This is a genomic window from Paraburkholderia dipogonis, from assembly GCF_042680985.1.
Taxonomy (GTDB): Bacteria; Pseudomonadota; Gammaproteobacteria; order Burkholderiales; family Burkholderiaceae; genus Paraburkholderia; species Paraburkholderia phytofirmans.
Genome location: NZ_JBHUFR010000004.1, coordinates 32829 through 51439, shown reverse-complemented (window position 1 = coordinate 51439; position 18611 = coordinate 32829). Strand labels below are relative to the sequence as shown.

Here is an 18611-nt window from a genome sequence, read left to right as displayed (position 1 = left end):
ACACGTCTGACACAAGGGGACTATCGATTACACGGCACCGAAGTAACGTTGTGCCAAAGCGACCCAATACCGGACGCCGGCCGGAATGATGTCATCGTTGAATTCGTATTTTGGGTGATGCAGAGCGGGTGCGGCCATTCCCATAGGGGCATTGCCGATCAGCACATAAGCGCCGGGCCGTTCCTCCAGCATGAAGCCGAAGTCTTCCGAAGTCATGTTCGACGGAATGTCACGGTTAAGGCGTTCGCTGCCGAACGTGTCGCGAATGACCGTTTCGCAGAGTGCTGTCTCGGCCGGCGTGTTGATTGTCGCGGGGTAGTACTGGAAAAACGTGACCTCGACTTGCGCGCCATAGGCGCTGGCTAGCCCTTCGCACATGAGCTGGATGTCGCGCTGCAACTTTTGTTGCAAAGCGGACGACAGCGTGCGGATCGTTCCGCGCAACTCGGCGCTGTCCGGAATGACATTGTCCGTACTGCCCGCATGGAACATGCAAACGGAAATGACGGCGGGGTCCACGGGATCCTTGTGCCGCGCCGCAATGGTCTGACAGTGAAGGACCATCGAACATGCCAGCGGTATCGGGTCGAGGCCCAGATGCGGCTGCGCCGCATGAGCGCCCTTGCCTGTTACCGTGATCCTGAATCGGGAGCCCGCGGCCATGATCGCGCCGGTGCGCAATCCGAAATGTCCGGCAGGCAAACCGGGCCAGTTGTGCATGCCGAATACCGCCTCCGTCGGGCATTGCCCGAACAGCCCGTCATCAATCATCTTGCGCGCGCCCGCCCCCCCCTCCTCACCGGGCTGAAACACGAAATGAACCGTGCCGGGCAACTGCGGCAATTCCTTCAAAATGCGCGCGGCGCCCAGCAACATCACTGTATGGCCGTCATGCCCGCAGGCGTGCATGATTCCATCCGTGCCTGATGCGTGTGCGAAATCATTGGCTTCCTGGATCGGCAAAGCATCCAGATCCGCGCGAAGCACGATTCCCCGGTCCGGGTTCGCGCCGGGCAGGCTCGCGACGACTCCCGTCCCTCCCAGCCCCCGCAACAGCGTATAGCCAAGCTCTTCAAGCTCATGTGCGACGACGTCTGCGGTTCGGTGTTCTTCAAATCGCAACTCGGGATGCGCGTGCAGGTCGCGTCGCAACTTCGCCCAGTGTCCGCGATGCATTGTCAACGACGTCTCGGGAATTACGGAGGTTTCCACTCTTAGCACCTTTAGAAAGCAACCAGCTTTAAATCTGCAGGGTCACCGCGGCCGGCGTAGCGGCTGCTTCAATCGTAGTACCCAAGGATCGACTTTACTTCCATGTACTCTTCCATTCCTTCGATTCCATACTCGCGCCCATTCCCAGACTGCTTGTACCCGCCAAACGGAGCCTGCGGATCCCATGCCGGATAGTTCAGATGCACCTGGCCCGACCGGATCCGTGCGGCGACCGCACGCACCAGTGCTTTGTCCGTGCCTTGAATATGCGCACCCAGCCCATACACCGTGTCGTTCGCGATAGCGATTGCTTCTTCGACCGAGTCGTACGGCAGAATGGCGAGAACCGGCCCGAAGATCTCCTCCTGAGCGATCGTCATATCGGTGCGAACGTCGGAAAAGATGGTCGGGCGCGCGTAGAAACCGCTGGTGAATCCCGCTGGCCTTCCGCGCCCGCCGGCGATCAGTTCGGCTCCTTCGTCGATGCCGGCTTCGATCATCTTCTGGACCCGCCCAAACTGCGCTCGATTGGCCAGCGGACCATGCGTCGTCGTTTCGGCGAACGGATCGCCAACGATCATCCGTTGGGTTGCCGCGAGGGCCAGCTCTTCGACACGGTGCAGAACGCTGCGCGGTACGATCAGACGCGTCGGCGCGCTGCACGACTGGCCCATATTCCGGAACGCGGCGGCAACGCCTGGGGAGACTGCACGCGGCAGATCGGCATCAGGTAACACAACGTTGGGCGACTTGCCGCCAAGCTCCTGTGCCACGCGCTTAACGCTCGGAGCAGCCGCTTGGGCGACCAGCACGCCCGCCCGCGTCGAACCGGTGATCGAAACCATATCGACCTGGGGGTGTGACGCGAGCGACGTGCCGACCTCCTCACCAGTGCCGCTCACCAGATTGAATACGCCCGCAGGAACACCTGCGTCCGCGATGACTTCTGCAAACAGTAGCGCACTTAGCGGCGAGAGTTCGCTGGGCTTCACGACCACAGTGCAGCCTGCTGCCAGCGCCGGGCCAACCTTCGCCGTGATCTGATAGATCGGCCAGTTCCACGGCGTGATAAGCGCGCAAACGCCGATCGGCTCGCGTACGACCGCGGTCGCCCCACGCTGAATCCGGAACGGGTAGCTGGCCAGATTATCGCGCGCGACCCGGATATGTTCGGCCGCGAGCGGCACATGTGCGGCGCGCGCATAGCTGATAGGCGCGCCCATTTCCGTTGCCAGCGCCATGGCGAATAGTTCGACACGCTCGAGCATCAAGGTATGGACGCGGTCAAGGAGAGTGGCGCGCTCTTGTGGCGAAGTTGCTGACCAACCTGCGAAAGCCTTGCGCGCGGCTTCTACCGCCCGGTCGACGTCGCGCGCGTTCCCCAGCGGAATCTCGCAGAGAGTGTCTTCAGTGGACGGGCAGACGACGGCGACCCGACCGGTGCCCTCGGGCATAGTCCATTCACCGTCAATAAAGAACCGATCCAGCCTTCCCGCCTGCATGAGGTGACGAACAGGTGAATTCATTGCAGCGTGTCCTTGAGTCGGTACCATGCGCCCACGAAGGGCAAGAACCATGGTTTGCCAAAGTGGCCGGGGATAGCAGGCCAGTCGGAGTCTTTCCACGGGTTGAGGTCGGCGCGTCCGTCCATGATCTCCGCCATCAGTGTACCCATCAGCGTGGCCATGTGAGTGCCGTGTCCACTATAGCCCATCGAGTAGTAAACACCGTCACGCTGGCCCGCGCGCGGCAGCCGATTGGCCGTCATGTCGAGCATGCCGCCCCAGCAATAGTCGACGCGCACATTCGCCAGTTCGGGAAACACCGTGGCCATCTGCTGTCGCAGGATCAATCCGCTCTTTTCGTCCGAGCTGGGGGTTCGACGTCGCGAAGCGCGCACGCCCGCCAAATAGCATCCGATTATCGGGAGTGACACGAAAGAAGTTGACGAAATTTTTGGTGTCGGTGGCCATCCGGCGGGTTGGCAGCAGCCGGTCGAGCAGTTCGGGCGGCAAGGGCTCGGTGACGATAATAAAAGCCCCAACCGGCACGATCCTGCGCCGGATCCAGCCGAACGGTCCCACCTGCGAGATGCCGCTCGCCAGCAGCACCTGCGGCGCGCGGATCTCTCCACGCGGCGTCCGCACCACGTAGGCACCGCGGGATTCTCTCTGTAACCCGAGAACCGGCGAGCGCTCCAGAATGTGCGCTCCGCGCGCTTGCGCAGCCTTCGCGAGACCACGAACATATCGGCCGACGTGCATCCCGGCACTCTTCTCGAAGATCAACCCGCCGTGATAACGGTCCGAGCCGATCTCGGCACGAAGCTTTGCCTTCGTCACGAGGCGGGTATCAGGGTCCACGCTCGCGGCGAGCAACGCCTGACTTCGCGCAAGCTTGTCGTAGTGCTCGGGCTTCGCCGCGAGTTTGAGCTTTCCCTTGCGGACAAAATCGCAATCGATCGACTCTTCCCTGACCAGCCGCTCAACGGTATCGACACCCGCGTCGAACGCGAGATATAGCCGGTTGGCCAATTCCGTGCCGATGCGCTGCGACAGTGAGGCGTAATCCTGCGCGAAGCCGCTGTTGCACATGCCACCATTGCGCCCCGACGCCGCATGCCCCACGGTTCCTGCTTCGCAGACGATGACGCGCGCGCATTTCTTGCCAAGTGCCAATGCAGCCGCCGTGCCCGTTATACCTCCGCCGACGACGACCACGTCGCAACTCCCACCATGAACGTCAGGCGCACTGCAAACGAATGGCTCGGAAGTATCCAGCCAGTAAGAACCGAAATGCATTACGAACTCCAAAGCTGGCGGGCCTGTCCTCTGCCAGCAGGCTTAACACCACCAGCGAAAGCAAAAATCGTCGGATCCTGACAGCTCCGCGCCGACCAGATCTTTGTCTATGGGCGCGACTGTATGCCCCCGCTTTTGTCAGAACCATGCGACGATGCCCGTTCCTATTGCAGCGACTTTGGCGTTTCGCGGCAGCGTCGGCGTGGTATGAATGCGAATCAACGGTACGCGTGTCTGCGAAAGGTCATTCCCGAGTCCTGTCCAATGATGCACCCTATGTCAGAGATTATCGACAACCTTTAGTCAGCCATGGTTACCGGCCGCTTAAGCCTGAGACAACTGCCATTTGATGGTCCGATGCGAAGGCGCATCCCAAAGTTGCTTTTGGCGGTTTCGTCGCTGGTGGCAAGACCTAGAGCATGGCCTGACTGATGAGCCCGTAGAGCCGGCAGACCGGATCGCTTCCGCCACTATGCGCACCGGCGGGGGCATTGCGAACCATCTTCGAGACCGTATTCACTCGCTTCAATCCCTGCCTGATCAGCCAGTCCGTTAAACTCGTTCCAGAAGGCACGTCGATACGAACGAATTCATCCTCCCGTCCACTCAGCCAATAGCCGATCAAAGCCCGCGCACGGGCGTCGTCGCGCGAACGCAGAGCAACCACAGGTCCAATCACGTGACCGTGGCCAAAGCGGCGGCGCACGGAGAATCCGACGATTCCGCCATCACGCTCGAGCACTGCGCTTTCCCCAAGCTTCAGCAATGCGGATAAAAGCGCATTGCGCTCTAACCCGGAAGCGCGCGATGCCAGTTCAAAGATCTCATGAAAGTCGGCGGGAGTGCCAGAGCGCAACCGCTCGCCGTCAAGCAACGTGATCGGAACAGCGTTGTTGATATTGCCTTGATACTGTTCCAACGATCCGCACACCGCAAAACCCAACTTTTCGTAGAGCGGCTGACCGGCTGGCGTGGCGTGCAGGAAAGTGATGCGCGGGCCCAACTCTTCGAGGACGGTTTCCATCAACTTGCGGCCAATTCCTCGACCCTGATGCCCGGATGACACAATCACGTGGCCGAGAGAAGCGCGGTCGGTTCCGAACTTCCAGCACAGGGCCGTACCGACGACGACGCCATTTTCTTCGGCCACGAACCCCGTCGCCCAATCCGAGGAAAATTGCCAGTCCTCCCGCCTGTATGGCCAGTCAAGCGCCATCGAAAGGGCATGTGCGGCTGGTATATCGGCGCGGGTAAACGTTCGATATCTAAGATTCGTCGTCGAAGAAGGTACTTTCACAACGCATTCCTGTTTCATTAAGCGATCCTACCAAACGTTTTTGTTCCGCCACCGGGAGCAGCAGCGACTGCGGTCCGACGCGGCAAAAACCATGCGATGCATGACCTGCTGACGGCACACACCGGGCATTTTGGAGTGCTGTGCATTGAATGCTCACATGCCATCGAATTCACGCAGCACCTCTTTAAAGATTCCGTCCGGGCTGCATGTTGTTTAAGCACCCGGAGCCGGAGGAGTGGCGACAGGGCGAGCCAGACCGCCTATGCCAGTGCGACCGCTTCAATCTCAATCTTCAAACCGAAGTGGAGCGCTGGAACCGGCACGACGGCGCGCGCGGGTTTCGCATTGCCCGCCCAGCGCGCGTAGATCTGGTTGAAACTCGCCCAATTCCCGACGTCGACTATATAGACACGGACCTGGGCCAGTTTCGTGATATGGCTGCCTGCAGAAGCAAGGGCGCAAGCCAGATTTGCTAGCGCCTGCTCTGCCTGAACTTCGAAAGGCTCGTCTGTGAGTGTTTTGCCGGTCGCGTCGATTGGGAGTTGACCCGACACAAAAATCAGCCCATTTGCGATCGAAACGTGACTGTAGTGCCCACCCGGGGTCGCCAGTCCAGCGGAATTCATCGTTCGAAGGAATTGTGCACCCTGCTCGTACTGGTCCATGAAAACCACTCACGCTAGTAGAAATATCGCCGATCATTGCCCCACCGAAGTCGGAGAGCTATCAATTTTTCAAACGCCGCAGCAGCCTTTCGGCACCATTGAGCGCGACTGCGGTTGTCAAACTCATGCGACGAACTATAGATAAAAATCTTTTTGTCGTGTTTAATATCCATTGAATTAGCCATTAAAGAGGTCTTAATGCTCCAACTGGAAGACATGCAGTTGCTCCGTGCGCTGGGCGTGTCACAATCGCTTGCTGCGGCTGCGAGACTATTGGATCTCACTCCGCCCGCAGTGACAGTACGCCTTCAGCGCATCGAAGAACGTATGGCCGTGCGTCTTGCTACGCGGGCGGCTAGAGGTATCTCCCTTACTGACGAAGGCCAGCGCCTTGTTCAGGAAGCGATCGAAATCCTCGAGCGGATCGAATCCATACCGTCTCGCATGTCCGGAGAGTCGAGTGGTGTAAGCGGCCATTTGCGCGTCGTGGCGCCGTTTGGGTTTGGCCGCGCGTATGTCGCGCCGCTGGTCCGGGACCTGCGGCGCTCTCATCCCAATCTCGCGATTTCGCTCATCCTGGTCGAAAGTCCGCTCGCGGCAGCATCGGGCGCCGACGCCGTCGTTTCCATAGGTCACGTCAAAGGGTCCTCCTGGATAGGACATTTCCTTGCCCCGAATAACCGCATCCTTTGCGCGAGTCCCGCCCTCGCGCGCAGTCTTTCAAAGCTTAAGCATCCGTCTGAACTCTCTCGGTACGAATACTTGACGTTACGAGAGAATGACGAAGACGTGACCCGTCTTCGCTTTACTCAATGCGATGCTGCTGGCAAACGTGTGAGCAAACCTGTAACGATCCGGTTGAACAGCGCGTTGTCCTCGAACGACGGCACCGTGGTCAGAGACTGGGCGCTTGACGGGCTTGGAGTTGCTGCACGATCTGAATGGGATTGCGCACGGCTAATCGCGCAGGGAAAACTGATCCGTGTGTTGCCCGCATGGCATCTGGAGCCCGCACCGGTGATGGCCCTGATGCCGACGCGTCACGGCCTAACGATCCGCCAGCGTGTGTTTCTTGACGCCGCGAAGCAGGCCTTCGACCCGATTCCATGGCGGAATTGAGTTGGTATTGAATACGGCTTAACGGTCAGTTTATCCATCCTTAAGCTCAACCAGGCGAGGAACTCCTATAGTGGCTCTTCCGCATACGCATGTGGGCACCGACGCCAATCCCGGTCCAACTTTTAACGATAGGCGCGAAAGAGCCCAGTTGACGACGCCGAGCCTCGATCCCGGGTGTGTCTACGTTGGTCCGCGACGTTACCAATGGCACAGAGACCTCCGAGCTGACGGCGGGAGTTGATCGAGAAGAGTCGAGGCGGGCAGATGAGCAGCCCCACAGCAGGATGCTGTTCATCTGAGCGTTCTGGTGAGGAGAAATCGACTGCCTGATTGGATTAACACTACTATTGACGTTGTGGACGTACTGAAGCGACTCGTCGATCACACGGGTACGCGTCGGCGCCCGGAATGAGGTCACAGGAAATAGTAAGTCTCGGCATTCGGCACAAGTTCTAAGTACTCAATTGAGGAAGGCAGTGTGAGGCTCGTGGATGAAGCGGGACGGTTTAGTGAAGCAATGTCTTCCTCGTTAAACATGACGCGCGATACAACTGGGAAAGTTGCTAGGACGTGGGTCCAAGTGATCTATCGCCCGGCGCGATACCGCCATTCGTTATCCAATTAAGCGCCTTTAGTAGCTTAGCTCGCAGGACGTCATGTCTGTGGGCCCTTCCTGTCGCTGTTGCACGATTTTGCCTCGGTTGAATTTCGTGTGGGTGGTGCCTCCTGGTTTACATAACCTAGAAGAAAGCAAGCCATGCACCGTAAGCTGTTCGAAGCCGCATTGGTGTGCGCGATCTGTGGTTCGTGAGCGGCGTCGACTTCGATTCGGCAATCAAGCGACTGACGATCTAGTATTCCGTTCCGCTGATTCGCGTACATAGTCTTTGTAGCTTCGCGAGGATCGAATCAGCGGAACGGAATACTAGTCTGCTTGCCCGACTCTCAGCTTCCGCAGGAAATCGCCGAGCGCAATGAGGAAACCTGCCGTATTGTCACCGTGAACGTCATGCCCCGCGTCACTGACCTCACGCCAGGTAATATTCCGATTGCGGCTGCTCATCTCCCGCAAGGTCGATTTCGACAGAAAGTCCGACTGCTCCCCGCGAATAAAGAGCGTCGGGCAGCTCAGGCCATCCACGACCGGCCACAGGTCGACGCCGAGCTCAGGCCGACGCACGAGTTCGATCCGCGCACGCCCTACGCCTTCAGCATCGTACTTCCAGACCACGCCCCGGTCTTCGCCCTCCTGCAACGTGTACCTGAGCCGGGAGTTCAGCGCCGCCTCGGAAATATTGGGCTGCCTGTCCCTCCAGAACTGTCGGGCAGCATCCCAGTCGTCGAAGCGCGACGGCGTCGACTCGATCTCCTGCACGATACGTTTTGCGCCTTCGCTCGAACTCGAGGAACCAGGTCCGATGTCTTCAATGACCAACGCGCGGACTTTTTCCGGATGACACGCCGTGTAAACGAGCGCATTGGCACCGCCGAGCGAGTGCCCCACCAGAATGAAGCGCTTGATACCGAGGTGTGTCACCAAGGCTTCCAGATCCGCGATGTAGGCGGAAGTGAAATAATCATGTCCCAAATCCCAGTCGCTGTCTCCCCGCCCCCGCTGGTCGAGTGCGATCAGGCGCAAATCGCTGGAGAAGAACCGCGCGGTCGACTCCCAGGTCATCGCGTAGCTTCGCAGTCCGTGAAGCAGAATCACCGGGGTTGCGTCCTTCGCTCCCCATTCGATATAGCGCAAGGTCAACGCTCCGCTGCGGAATTCGCCCCTGCCCGATTGAAACTCGCTCATGATCGGTGATCCGTTATCGAGAGCCATCAATACAGGCCGTCCTGGCCCTTGATCTCGGACGTCTTTGTGCCACCGAGCCGTGCATGCAGGCGACCGCCCGAGGCGAACGCCAACGCGATGACCACCTCGTCCGCATTCGGCGCATCGGCAAATAAGCTCGTCAGAAAAGCGTTGCTGCGCTCATATTCTCCGTCCAGGCCAACGACGCAGGCCTTACCGCAACTTTCTACCTTGTCGTCGACGAGTATCTCCTTGATACGGGGCATGAATGCATGACCGAGCGTCGGCGATGCGTTCACCACTTCGCTCAGATTGTTCGGGCTGCAGTCGGCAAAGGGATCAAGAATCGCCGCGCCGATGACGACTTTGAGCAAGAGCGCGCCATCGGGATGTCGGCCGTTCTCATCGGTCCGCGTGTCCTCCATGTGGGTGTAACTCTTGCGGACCTGGAAACCTTCGAAGTTTGGGGATGCTTTCATCGCTGGATACTGGTTAGTCGAAGTTAGTGGAACAGAAGTTCAAGATCGATCGGGTCGCCCGGCGCGTTTTACTCGTCAAGAAGGCGCTTGCCCTCCATATCGTCGGTACACAGGTCGCAGAGGAACTCAAGCCGATTGCCATCCTAATCATTGAAATACAATCAGTAGCCGACGTTCGGCCCGAAGGCGCGGCGCGGCAGGTAGGATGCCGGATTGACCAGGTCGCCCCAAATCGCGAACAGCGGGCTTTGCGGGCATGATTCGAATGAAATTCGGAGCCCTGTGGAACAGGCCGTAGCAATCGGGATGCAGCAGCGCTGAACAGATGAACGACATCGGTCTGCGCGAGTATCCGGGCCGCCTACATCACCGCAACTCGATCGGCAATCTCAGACACTGCTCATAAGTTTTCGCGATGCCGATCATGGTCGTCGCTGATCGGCCCACAGACCTCGGCGTAGATCGCCTAGCGCGTGCCGATGCTCTATTTCTGGTGCTCAAGCGAGCAGCAAACCCGTCCGTTAGTTGCTGTCTGGTTCATGGTTGACTCCCCGAGAGGGCTCGCGGGCCCCCACTGACCGGTTTGATAATTCGACTCTACAACGCGTCTGGGGCGCACCTAGAAATCAGCGACCTTGCCCCATGCGGAACCGCCGAATCGGCTGGGCTGATACGGTTTGGGGTCCACGATCGGTTCGGCACCGGTGGCAAGGTCCGCGATCAGGTGGCCCGCGCCGGGGCCGATACCGAAACCGTGTCCGGAAAAGCCCGCAGCCAAGATTAATCCCGGCGTTCCAGGCACCTCACCAATACCTGGAACGCCGTCCGGCGTGCTGTCGACGAAGCCGGCCCACGCGTGCGTGATCTTTGCCTCGCGAAGTTCGGGCAGCAATTCGACGGCGCGGCGGTGAGTCTCCTTGATCGTCGGGAGATCGGGCTTCGGATCCAGAATGCGCACCCGCTCCATGGGAGTCGGCGCATCGAGCCGCCATCGCTTCAGTGTTTCGTGGCCACCACGCATGCCTTCCAGGCCTCCTGGAAGAAGGCTGCGCCAGCGCTTGGCGAACATCGGTACGAAATGCGGGGCGAATCGCATGAACTGTGGCGTTACGTCTACGCGCGCGCGGCCGCTGATGGCAAGCGCGTAGCGTCCGTCGTTGCGACGCGTGACGGACACGCCGGCGGTAAACAGGGCGTCCGGCAACCGATGTTCTACCGGAGACACACTAAGGATGGATTGGCGGATCGAGGCCTGAGGAAAACGGATCCCGAGCTGGCGGCAGAACGAGGAGGCCCATGCGCCACCAGCGAGCACGACCGTCCGGGTCTTGATGACCCCGGCTTCCGTTACGACGCCGCTGACCCGCCCGCCCTCCAGTTCGATGCCGCGGGCCGCGCAGTGCTGGTGGACGCTACCACCGAGCTTCATGAGCGCAGATGCCACGGCGGGCGCGGCCTTACCTGGATCGGCGGTACCGTCGCTTGGCGAGAAGACGCCGCCTTTCCAGGGCCGCCCAGTCGCCTGCCCCCGCTGGGTAGCTTGCCGGCCATCTAGCATGTACGTTGTCACCCCGGCAGTCTTTGCAAAGTCCCCCCAACTCGACCAACCGGACAGCTCGGCCTCATCATTACTGAGGTACAACAACCCGCAGCGATGAAAGCCCGTATCTTCGCCAGATTCGACAGCAAATCGCTCCCAGAGATCAAGACTTTTGCTTGCTATCGGCAATTCGCGCGCGTCGCGATTCTGCTGCCGGCACCAGCCCCAATTGCGGCTCGACTGCTCGGCGCCGATCCTCCCCTTCTCGACCAGGGCGACTGAAACCCCGCGCCGGGCCAGATAGTAGGCGGCAAAGACGCCGATGATGCCGCCCCCGATCACGACCACGTCAGCCTTGACGGGCAGCATGGACGAATTTTGGATGTGGCGCAGCGGAGGGGACATGATTAACCTTCCTCGCCTGACGCCTGGACGTTTTGAACAACGTAGAATTTCGCCACCCGCTCGCTGCTTTCCCACCCGATCGGTGCGCCCCGGGGCACGAAAAGGGCGTCGCCAGCGCCTAGCGACAGCACGCTGCCGTCGGGCGCCGCGAACCGCACGTTGCCGGCCAGGAGTTGCATGAACTCATTCACTCGATGCGGGCGAATAACCCGATGGTAGGGCGTCGAATCCCACGTACCCGCGCGGTACTCTGCGCCGTCGTCGGTGAAGACATTGTCACTACGGCACTGCGGGGCCGGGCCCAGCAGGACCTCCGCCGGTAGCGATGCGGACGGCTTGAAGTCGGCATCGGCCCGTAAGGGGACAATGCCGGGCTTCGTCGGCTTCTCGCAAGCGGCCGCGCAAAACACGAAACGCGTGCGGGATTCGGCGCGGACGCGAAGGGCCGTGCCGCCGCCGATGACAGCACCCGCTCGCGGACCGAGCACCAACGGGGCCGCTCCGACCGTTTCCAGAATGAGTTCTCCTTCCACGACAACGATGGTTTCAATATGGGGAAAGCTCGGTACGTCAAGCTCGCCAATGAAGCTGATACGACCCGCGATCATCGAGTCCGGTCCTTCCCACGCGATTTCGCGATTTCGCGCAAAAGGGTCGTCCTTTCCGAATGCCGCCCTGCGGAAGGAAGTTGAAAAAGGCGCGCCTTCGGCACGGTGCAATACGAAAGCTACGGTCATTTTTGCTCCTGTGGGTTGCCCAACGGTTTATTGAAAACCCTGTGGGCAGTATTAGGAATTGTGGGTTCTCGGGGCTTCGAAATTGGCCACCCTAAGGAGGGTTCAACTGCTCGAGAAAGGGCACGGATTGCGAAGTCAAATGAATTGCGCGGGCAATTGCTGGTGTCTGGAATTATGCGACGCTAGCCTGTCCAAATGGTTAACCGTCCAAAAAGCAAGTGTTAAGCGCAGGTTAATCCCCAAAATCTCGGGCCTGCGGGTAGGCTGACAATACTAAAACCTCGCCCAAAACGACGAAACAGCGCGAAACTGCGCGGACTACCGTCCCTTTCCAACCAATGCCTTTTGCCGTGCGCAACTACGTCGCCATCAGCACTCGCCGGTCCATACCGCTCCCGTGCGAAGCCACCTCGGCTAGAAGTGGACCGTCAGCCTGGCACAAGGGGCGCAGTCTCCCGCCTCTGCCAGGAAAAATCGCGGTTGCGTGATGCACAGAAGAACCCCGATACTGCTGAGCATCGCTTGGGGTCCCAAAACTTTGACGTTCGTATCACCGGTCCGCGGGATTGGGGGAGGTCGACGCCACGGCGCGCTTAACCGTCGCGCTACCCCCCGCGCCATAAGCCGGATCTCGACTTCAGCCGCTTCGTGTTCGGAGAAGGACATCACCAACCCTACCGAAGCAGCGTGGTCGCCGATTGCAATGGCGAAAGCTCCGATACCGCTCTCATTGCCGTGCACGCAAACGGATGCAGGGGCATGGAAGTCGATGCCGGGCCGGTGCGATCGCTGTAACTATCTTATCTACGATCGTCCTCCTGAACATGCAATTTGATAACAGATCCGTTTCCCGGTCTGCTGTCAATTTTTAGATGCGCGTCCATCATCCTCGCCCGTTCAGCCATTCCCAACAGCCCATACGACCCAAGGCGACGCACTGGCATATCGAGCCCTTTCCCGTCGTCGCTCACGACCAGTTCTATCTTAGAACCTGATTTGGTTAGCCGGATTTCAACTTGCGACGCAGACGCATGGCGCAAAATATTCGTCAGGGATTCCTGAACGATACGGAAAATTCCAACTGCATGCATTTCAGACAGAGAAGGTTCCGGGCCTGCAGCAATAAGACAACATGGAATCCTTGTTCGACGACGGAAGTCGTCCGCAAGCCATTCAAGCGCAGGTACGATCCCAAAGTCAAGCGCAGCTGGTCGTATTTGATTAACCACACCACGTACGACCCCCATGATGGAGTCGACGAGCCTTTTCATCTCATCCGCTTTTTGTAGCGCAATCAAATCTTCCAAAACATTCTGCCGCAAAAGCAACACCTCAATTCGGAGAGCCGTGAGCAACTGTCCCAGTTCATCGTGCATTTCCATCGCGATGCGCTTTCGCTCACCTTCTCGAGCGGCTTCCAGATAAGCGGACATATCATCAAGTTCAGACAGCGCTAGAACTCGTCGTTTGATGTGTATGCTCATCGTCAACACCTACTCCTGGATGCCGTCGAGGCGCGACAGGCCTCGTCTAAGAAAGCGCCGTCGTGGCTTTCGCCAAGTAAACGCGCCAATGACAGTTCTATTCAGCCTTGAATTGTCCGATGCTGCGTGCCAAGGCGCTTGCTTGTGCCTGCAACGACGTTGCTGCTGCCGCTGTCTCTTCGACGAGCGCTGCGTTCTGTTGCACCATTCCATCTAGTTGCGTGACAGCATGATTAACCTCCTGAATCCCTCTGGTCTGCTCTGTCGTTGCGCGCGCAATGTCCGAGATGATCAACTGAACGCCGGCAGTATTGGCAATGATTTCACTCATCGTTTCGCCCGCTTGATTCACTTGACTCGATCCCGCAGTAACGCGCGCGACCGTCGTTTCCACGAGTTCCTTCACTTCACGAGCGGCTTGAGCACTGCGCTGCGCCAAGCTACGGACCTCGTGCGCGACGACCGCAAAGCCTCGACCTTGCTCGCCCGCACGGGCGGCCTCGACAGCAGCATTTAACGCGAGGATGTTGGTCTGGAACGCGATGCCGTCAATCACGCCGATGATCGCGCCGATCCGACCTGACGCCTCCTCGATATTTCCCATTGTGCCGACGGCGTCCGACACGATCTCACCGCCGCGCGAAGCCATTTGCGCCGCCATACCAGATCGCTCGTCGGCCAGTAGCGCCGCTGCGGCCGACCGATCTACCGTCTCCGCAATCTGCACCATCGATGCGGCCGTCTGTTGCACACTGGCCGCTGCCGACTCGGTGCGCGCCGATAGATCCTGACTAGCCGCAGCGATTTCATTTGCTGCCGTCCGCACTGATTCGCTAGCGCGGTGGATATCAGACATTACCGTCTGAAGTTTAGTGGCGAACTGGTTGAACGAACGCGCGATGTTTGCCACTTCATCCCTTCCCTCGTCGTGCAAACGCTTCGTCAAGTCACCCGTGCCCGAGGCGATCGCTCTCATTGCCTCGCATATTTTTCCAAGGCGCCGGAACGCGGTCGTGGTGATGGCCCCCCCTATAAAGGATGCGATGCCCGCCACAATTACGAGCGACACCAGCGAACCGAGTAACAGAGAACGCGTCGCAGTTGTTGCCTCAGACTCATCAAGAGCAACGACGACGTCCCAATCAGTATTTGGCACTTGCTGAGCGCGTACCAGCTTCGTTTTTCCTCCAACCAGGATTTTCGTCGGCGCATTCCCCACGCCACGCAAGGTGGTCGTACCGCCCGCAAATTCGGCTGCGACGTCAGTGACCGGCTTGAATCTCAGTTGCGCATCCGGATGTGCAATGACCCTACCGGCATGGTCAATCAGCATGCCGAAACTCCCCGGCGTCGGACGAATAGACTTCACGTTCTCCACTACGCTATCTAATGCAACATCCCCCACTAGCACGGCTTTCAGCACGCCGTCACGCACTACCGGAACAGCCAAAGCCACCAGCAACGCCCCGCTCGTACTAACGTAGGGTAAGGCAATCGGCTTGCCCGCTTGCGCAGCGCTTTTATACCAAGGGCGACTAGTAGGATCGTAGCTGGAAGGAATGTTTGGCCAGTCGGTAAACTTTGCAGTTTTGTCCGGATAGCCGACGCCGACGTCAAAGAACCCTCCGGCGACGGCAATCTGCTTGAGCATGGGTCCGGGGTCACCCGCCGACACAACACCTTGCAACGATGAAATCATTCGCGTTTTTTCGGCGATCCAGTCACCGATTGCGGCAGAATGATCGTTGGCGGATGATGTTAGGTCGCGGTCAATCGCGGTATCCATGCTCGCCTTCGCGATCCAATAATCGCTCGCAGTGCTGCAGGCGGCGGAGAAAACTACTAGCGCTACGCATGCAAGGACAACGCGGGAGCGAATGGACGATAGCATCGTATGGTCTATGGATTTTATGACTGAACTTGCATCGGCGTGGATGCGCCGATGCCGGGTACGTAAATACACCCACAGACGCTATTTATCTGCGGGCGTGATTGGCGGACGATCGACGGCCTTATGCCATACGATAAATGGCATATACCTTTGTGACATGCTCGCGACTTTCCCAGCTACACCGCGCTCCCTGTTCGACGAGGAAGATGTCGCCGCGCGAAAAGGTCGCGCCGCGTCCTGTTTCGTCCACGAACGTCACGCTACCTTCGAGCAAATGCATCAGTTCGTAATGACCGTAAGACATTGCGACCCGGTGATAAGGCGTCGAATCCCACGTGCCGCAGGTGAACTTCCCATCAAGCGACCGATGGTCCGTCTGATTCCGGCAGTGCGGAGTCGGCGTGAGCAGCAGTTCCGCGAGAGGCGCGCCCGAAGGCTCGAGTTGCGGGGCGCTGTCGATCGGCACGATGGTGCCGTCGGTACCCTGGCCACCTTGATAGCGCATGAAGATGACCGATGCTGGCGCTTGCGTCGACCACGAAAATTTAGCCCCCTGGGGGATCACGGCGCTGTCTCCAGCGTTCAGCGTCAACGCGCGCGCAGCTTGCGTAAATGATATCGATCCTTCAGAGACGATGACAAACTCGTCAGCTGCCTGATACGATACGACGCCTCTATCTTCCCCAAGCGTGATGACGCCAGCGGACACGGGCCCCGGCGTCAAGTTTAGGAAACGGCGGCTGGACTGGAAGCGATCATCGTCCGGCGAGGCCGGGGACGCGGCCCCTTGACTCGCGTCCGACGCGAATGCTTTCAAGTCGATGAAGGATCGAGGGCGGTTGGCTAACGCCGCCGGTCGCTGCATTTCGGACATATCCGCTTTGGGTAGGGCTTGCTCAATTTTCATGTTGTTTGTCCTGTTTGTGCACCAGATGATCAATGCGCTGTAAGATCCGGCCGAGCCGCACCACGGTCACACCGGGACGCAACTGCCGCAGAGAGGGCATTACGAGCACGCAGTCGTCATAGGGCGTAGTGATGGCTTCTCCATCTGACCAGCCAACCACCGTGCCGGCCTTCTCGAACACCTCAAGACCGGTGTACGGCCCTGCAAAACGAAAGTCCATGCTTCGCGCAACGACCGGTTCCGTCACACGCACGATGCGAATTTCGTCGGGAAGCGGCGAGAGCCATCCAGTCGGAATATTGCTTTCGTCGCCAACGCCTGCCAGCAGGAGGAAACGCGCGGTGCAGTCTCGAGCCACCGCAACTGCGTTTTTCTCCCAGTGCTGACCGCACTCGACGAGGAGCGCGGTCCTCGGGCTGGCTTCATCGCCGAAGCCTTCGTAATCGCGCATCCGGCGTCCCTCAGGATGGCCTTCGTCGCATATCACGGTGCCGGGGGCGCCTAGACGCGTCGCGAGCTCGATGCCTTTTCTCAATGGGCCGGCCACGATCAGTGGCGCACTTTTCTCGTGCATCGAGTGGAGATCGAGCAGCAGATCCACGGTATCGACTACCGGCCGCATCTCCCGGGCGCGATCGAGCTCCGACGAGCGGATCGCGAGATCGTCAAGCTTGACGGTGGTCCATACGCGATTAAAGTCCTGATCGACAAAACGCGCCTTGTCCGGCACCGCTGGATCCAAACGCGCATAGGCGGCCACGTTTGCAAACGACAGGGTGAGCCTGCCGCGACGCGGACGCAGCCGCGCGCGCAACAGTTCGTCGACGACGACCGCGCCGCACACCTCGTTGCCGTGCGTCAGCGCGTTAATCATCACGTGGGGGCCGGCTACGCCGGAATCAAACGTATAGACATAAGGGATGCCAGTATTGCCATGCGCATGCGCGGCGATGTCGGGAAAGTCGACTTCGATCGGGTAGATTTCCATCTTTATTCCAGGCCGCCCTGACACAGATATTTGATCGACAGATAGTCGTCGAGGCCATACTTCGAGCCTTCGCGGCCATAGCCCGATTCCTTTACTCCGCCAAACGGCGCGGCTTCGGACGCTAGCGCGCCCTCGTTGATACCGACGATCCCCGCCTCAAGCGCCCGCGAGACTCGATCGATGCGACGCACGTCGAGGCTATAGAAATACGATGCGAGGCCGAACGGCGTGTCGTTTGCCGCTTGCACCGCCTCCTGTTCCGTATCAAACGGAAAGAGCGGCACCACGGGGCCGAATGTTTCCTCATCAAAAAGTAGCATGCTGGATGTCACGTTGGCGAGCACCGTCGGTGCGTAGTAGTGCTGTCCGAGGTCCGCGAGGTGCTTGCCGCCCGTCAAAACGATCGCACCGTTTGCGACGGCATCATCGACGTGACGCGCGATTTTCTCGACTGCGCGTAGATTGATCATCGGGCCGATCTGCGAAGCCGGATCGCTAGCCGGGCCAACGCGCAGTTCAGCCACCTTTGCGCTAAGCAGGGTGGAAAAGCGCGCATACACACTGCTCTGCACGTAGACCCGGTTTGGGCTGACGCAGGTCTGCCCGCCATTGCGAAATTTGGCGGCCAGCAGGCCCGTCACCGCGGCGTCGAGATCCGCATCCTCGAATACGATAAACGGCGCATTGCCGCCCAACTCCAGCGAGGCCTTCTTCAGCGATCCCGCCGATTCGCGTGCGAGGTACTTACCGACCGGGGTGGAGCCGGTGAAAGTGATCTTGCGTACGCGCCCATCGGCGAGCCATTCTCCCACCGCCTCGACGGTCGACTCGCGCGACGCCGAAATCAGATTGAGCACGCCGTCAGGCACGCCCGCCTGATGCGCGAGCATCGCCAGCGCAATGGCGGTGAGCGGCGTATCTTCAGCAGGTTTGGCAATCACGGTGCAGCCGGCGGCGAGTGCCGGCGCAATCTTGCGCGCGATCATCGCCAGCGGGAAGTTCCACGGCGTGATTGCCGCAACGACACCGATCGGTTCCTTGATTACGCTCATGCGCTTGCCGCGCTGCTGCTGCGGAATGAGGTCGCCGTAGATCCGCGTGGCTTCGTCGGCGAACCATGCGACGTACGAAGCGCCGTAGGCAACCTCACCACGGCCTTCGGCGAGCGGCTTGCCTTGTTCGAAAGAGATTAGCGCGGCAAGCGACTCTTGCTGCTCGACGATGAGGGCATGCCAGCGGTGCAGTATGGCAGCGCGTTCCTTGGGTAGCATCGCACGCCATGCCG

15 protein-coding genes and 1 pseudogene are annotated in these 18611 nt (G+C 59.4%); 2 read left to right on the top strand and 14 right to left on the bottom strand.

Annotation, left to right across the window (positions count from 1 at the left end; all coding sequences use genetic code 11):
• Positions 1-27: 27 nt before the first annotated feature.
• The 5 genes and pseudogenes from ACFSNN_RS03710 to ACFSNN_RS03690 all read right to left on the bottom strand — a co-directional run bounded on the left by ACFSNN_RS03710 (position 28) and on the right by ACFSNN_RS03690 (position 5975).
• Positions 28-1212: a M20 aminoacylase family protein gene (locus ACFSNN_RS03710; protein WP_377688922.1), complete on the bottom strand. Its 1185-nt coding sequence runs from the start codon at positions 1210-1212 to the stop codon at positions 28-30.
• A 68-nt stretch (positions 1213-1280) separates the two neighbouring features.
• Complete coding sequence (locus ACFSNN_RS03705; protein WP_134466081.1) at positions 1281-2738, bottom strand: aldehyde dehydrogenase family protein; 1458 nt, start codon at positions 2736-2738, stop codon at positions 1281-1283.
• Positions 2735-4013: pseudogene (locus ACFSNN_RS03700) on the bottom strand (NAD(P)/FAD-dependent oxidoreductase). Before ACFSNN_RS03700 ends, ACFSNN_RS03705 begins: the two are co-directional and overlap by 4 nt.
• Before the next feature lie 412 nt (positions 4014-4425).
• Positions 4426-5328: a GNAT family N-acetyltransferase gene (locus ACFSNN_RS03695; RefSeq protein WP_134466082.1), complete on the bottom strand. Its 903-nt coding sequence runs from the start codon at positions 5326-5328 to the stop codon at positions 4426-4428.
• A gap of 242 nt (positions 5329-5570) precedes the next feature.
• Positions 5571-5975: a RidA family protein gene (locus tag ACFSNN_RS03690; protein WP_134466083.1), complete on the bottom strand. Its 405-nt coding sequence runs from the start codon at positions 5973-5975 to the stop codon at positions 5571-5573.
• Positions 5976-6173: 198 nt separating this feature from the next.
• Here ACFSNN_RS03690 and ACFSNN_RS03685 point away from each other — a divergent pair, with 198 nt between their 5' ends.
• Positions 6174-7094, top strand: coding sequence for a LysR substrate-binding domain-containing protein (locus tag ACFSNN_RS03685; protein WP_134466084.1), 921 nt, complete (start codon positions 6174-6176; stop codon positions 7092-7094).
• A 925-nt stretch (positions 7095-8019) separates the two neighbouring features.
• Here ACFSNN_RS03685 and ACFSNN_RS03680 read toward each other — a convergent pair.
• Positions 8020-8895, bottom strand: a complete 876-nt coding sequence (locus tag ACFSNN_RS03680; protein ID WP_166799451.1) for an alpha/beta fold hydrolase — start codon at positions 8893-8895, stop codon at positions 8020-8022.
• Between the two features lie 26 nt (positions 8896-8921).
• On the bottom strand, positions 8922-9374 hold the full coding sequence (locus tag ACFSNN_RS03675) for an amino acid synthesis family protein (protein ID WP_134466086.1): 453 nt from the start codon (positions 9372-9374) through the stop codon (positions 8922-8924).
• Positions 9375-9400: 26 nt separating this feature from the next.
• Here ACFSNN_RS03675 and ACFSNN_RS03670 point away from each other — a divergent pair, with 26 nt between their 5' ends.
• Positions 9401-9634 carry a hypothetical protein gene (locus ACFSNN_RS03670; protein WP_134466087.1) on the top strand — a complete coding sequence of 78 codons (234 nt, stop codon included), beginning with the start codon at positions 9401-9403 and terminating at the stop codon, positions 9632-9634.
• 359 nt (positions 9635-9993) lie between these two features.
• Here ACFSNN_RS03670 and ACFSNN_RS03665 read toward each other — a convergent pair whose 3' ends face one another.
• The 7 genes from ACFSNN_RS03665 to ACFSNN_RS03635 all read right to left on the bottom strand — a co-directional run.
• The gene (locus ACFSNN_RS03665; protein WP_134466088.1) at positions 9994-11319 is read right to left on the bottom strand and encodes an NAD(P)/FAD-dependent oxidoreductase; all 1326 of its coding nucleotides are present in this window, start codon (positions 11317-11319) and stop codon (positions 9994-9996) included.
• A 2-nt stretch (positions 11320-11321) separates the two neighbouring features.
• Entirely contained in the window at positions 11322-12056 is a 735-nt protein-coding gene (locus ACFSNN_RS03660) for a cupin domain-containing protein (protein WP_134466089.1), read from the bottom strand.
• A gap of 800 nt (positions 12057-12856) precedes the next feature.
• Positions 12857-13540, bottom strand: a complete 684-nt coding sequence (locus ACFSNN_RS03655) for a sensor histidine kinase (RefSeq protein ID WP_134466090.1) — start codon at positions 13538-13540, stop codon at positions 12857-12859.
• A gap of 97 nt (positions 13541-13637) precedes the next feature.
• On the bottom strand, positions 13638-15431 hold the full coding sequence (locus ACFSNN_RS03650; RefSeq protein WP_134466091.1) for a methyl-accepting chemotaxis protein: 1794 nt from the start codon (positions 15429-15431) through the stop codon (positions 13638-13640).
• A 121-nt stretch (positions 15432-15552) separates the two neighbouring features.
• Positions 15553-16338: a cupin domain-containing protein gene (locus ACFSNN_RS03645; RefSeq protein ID WP_134466092.1), complete on the bottom strand. Its 786-nt coding sequence runs from the start codon at positions 16336-16338 to the stop codon at positions 15553-15555.
• The gene (locus tag ACFSNN_RS03640) at positions 16328-17326 is read right to left on the bottom strand and encodes a M14 family metallopeptidase (RefSeq protein ID WP_208949651.1); all 999 of its coding nucleotides are present in this window, start codon (positions 17324-17326) and stop codon (positions 16328-16330) included. Before ACFSNN_RS03640 ends, ACFSNN_RS03645 begins: the two co-directional genes overlap by 11 nt.
• Positions 17327-17328: 2 nt before the next feature.
• Positions 17329-18611 (bottom strand): NAD-dependent succinate-semialdehyde dehydrogenase (locus ACFSNN_RS03635; RefSeq protein WP_377779163.1); only part of this gene is annotated, 1283 nt, incomplete at its 5' end.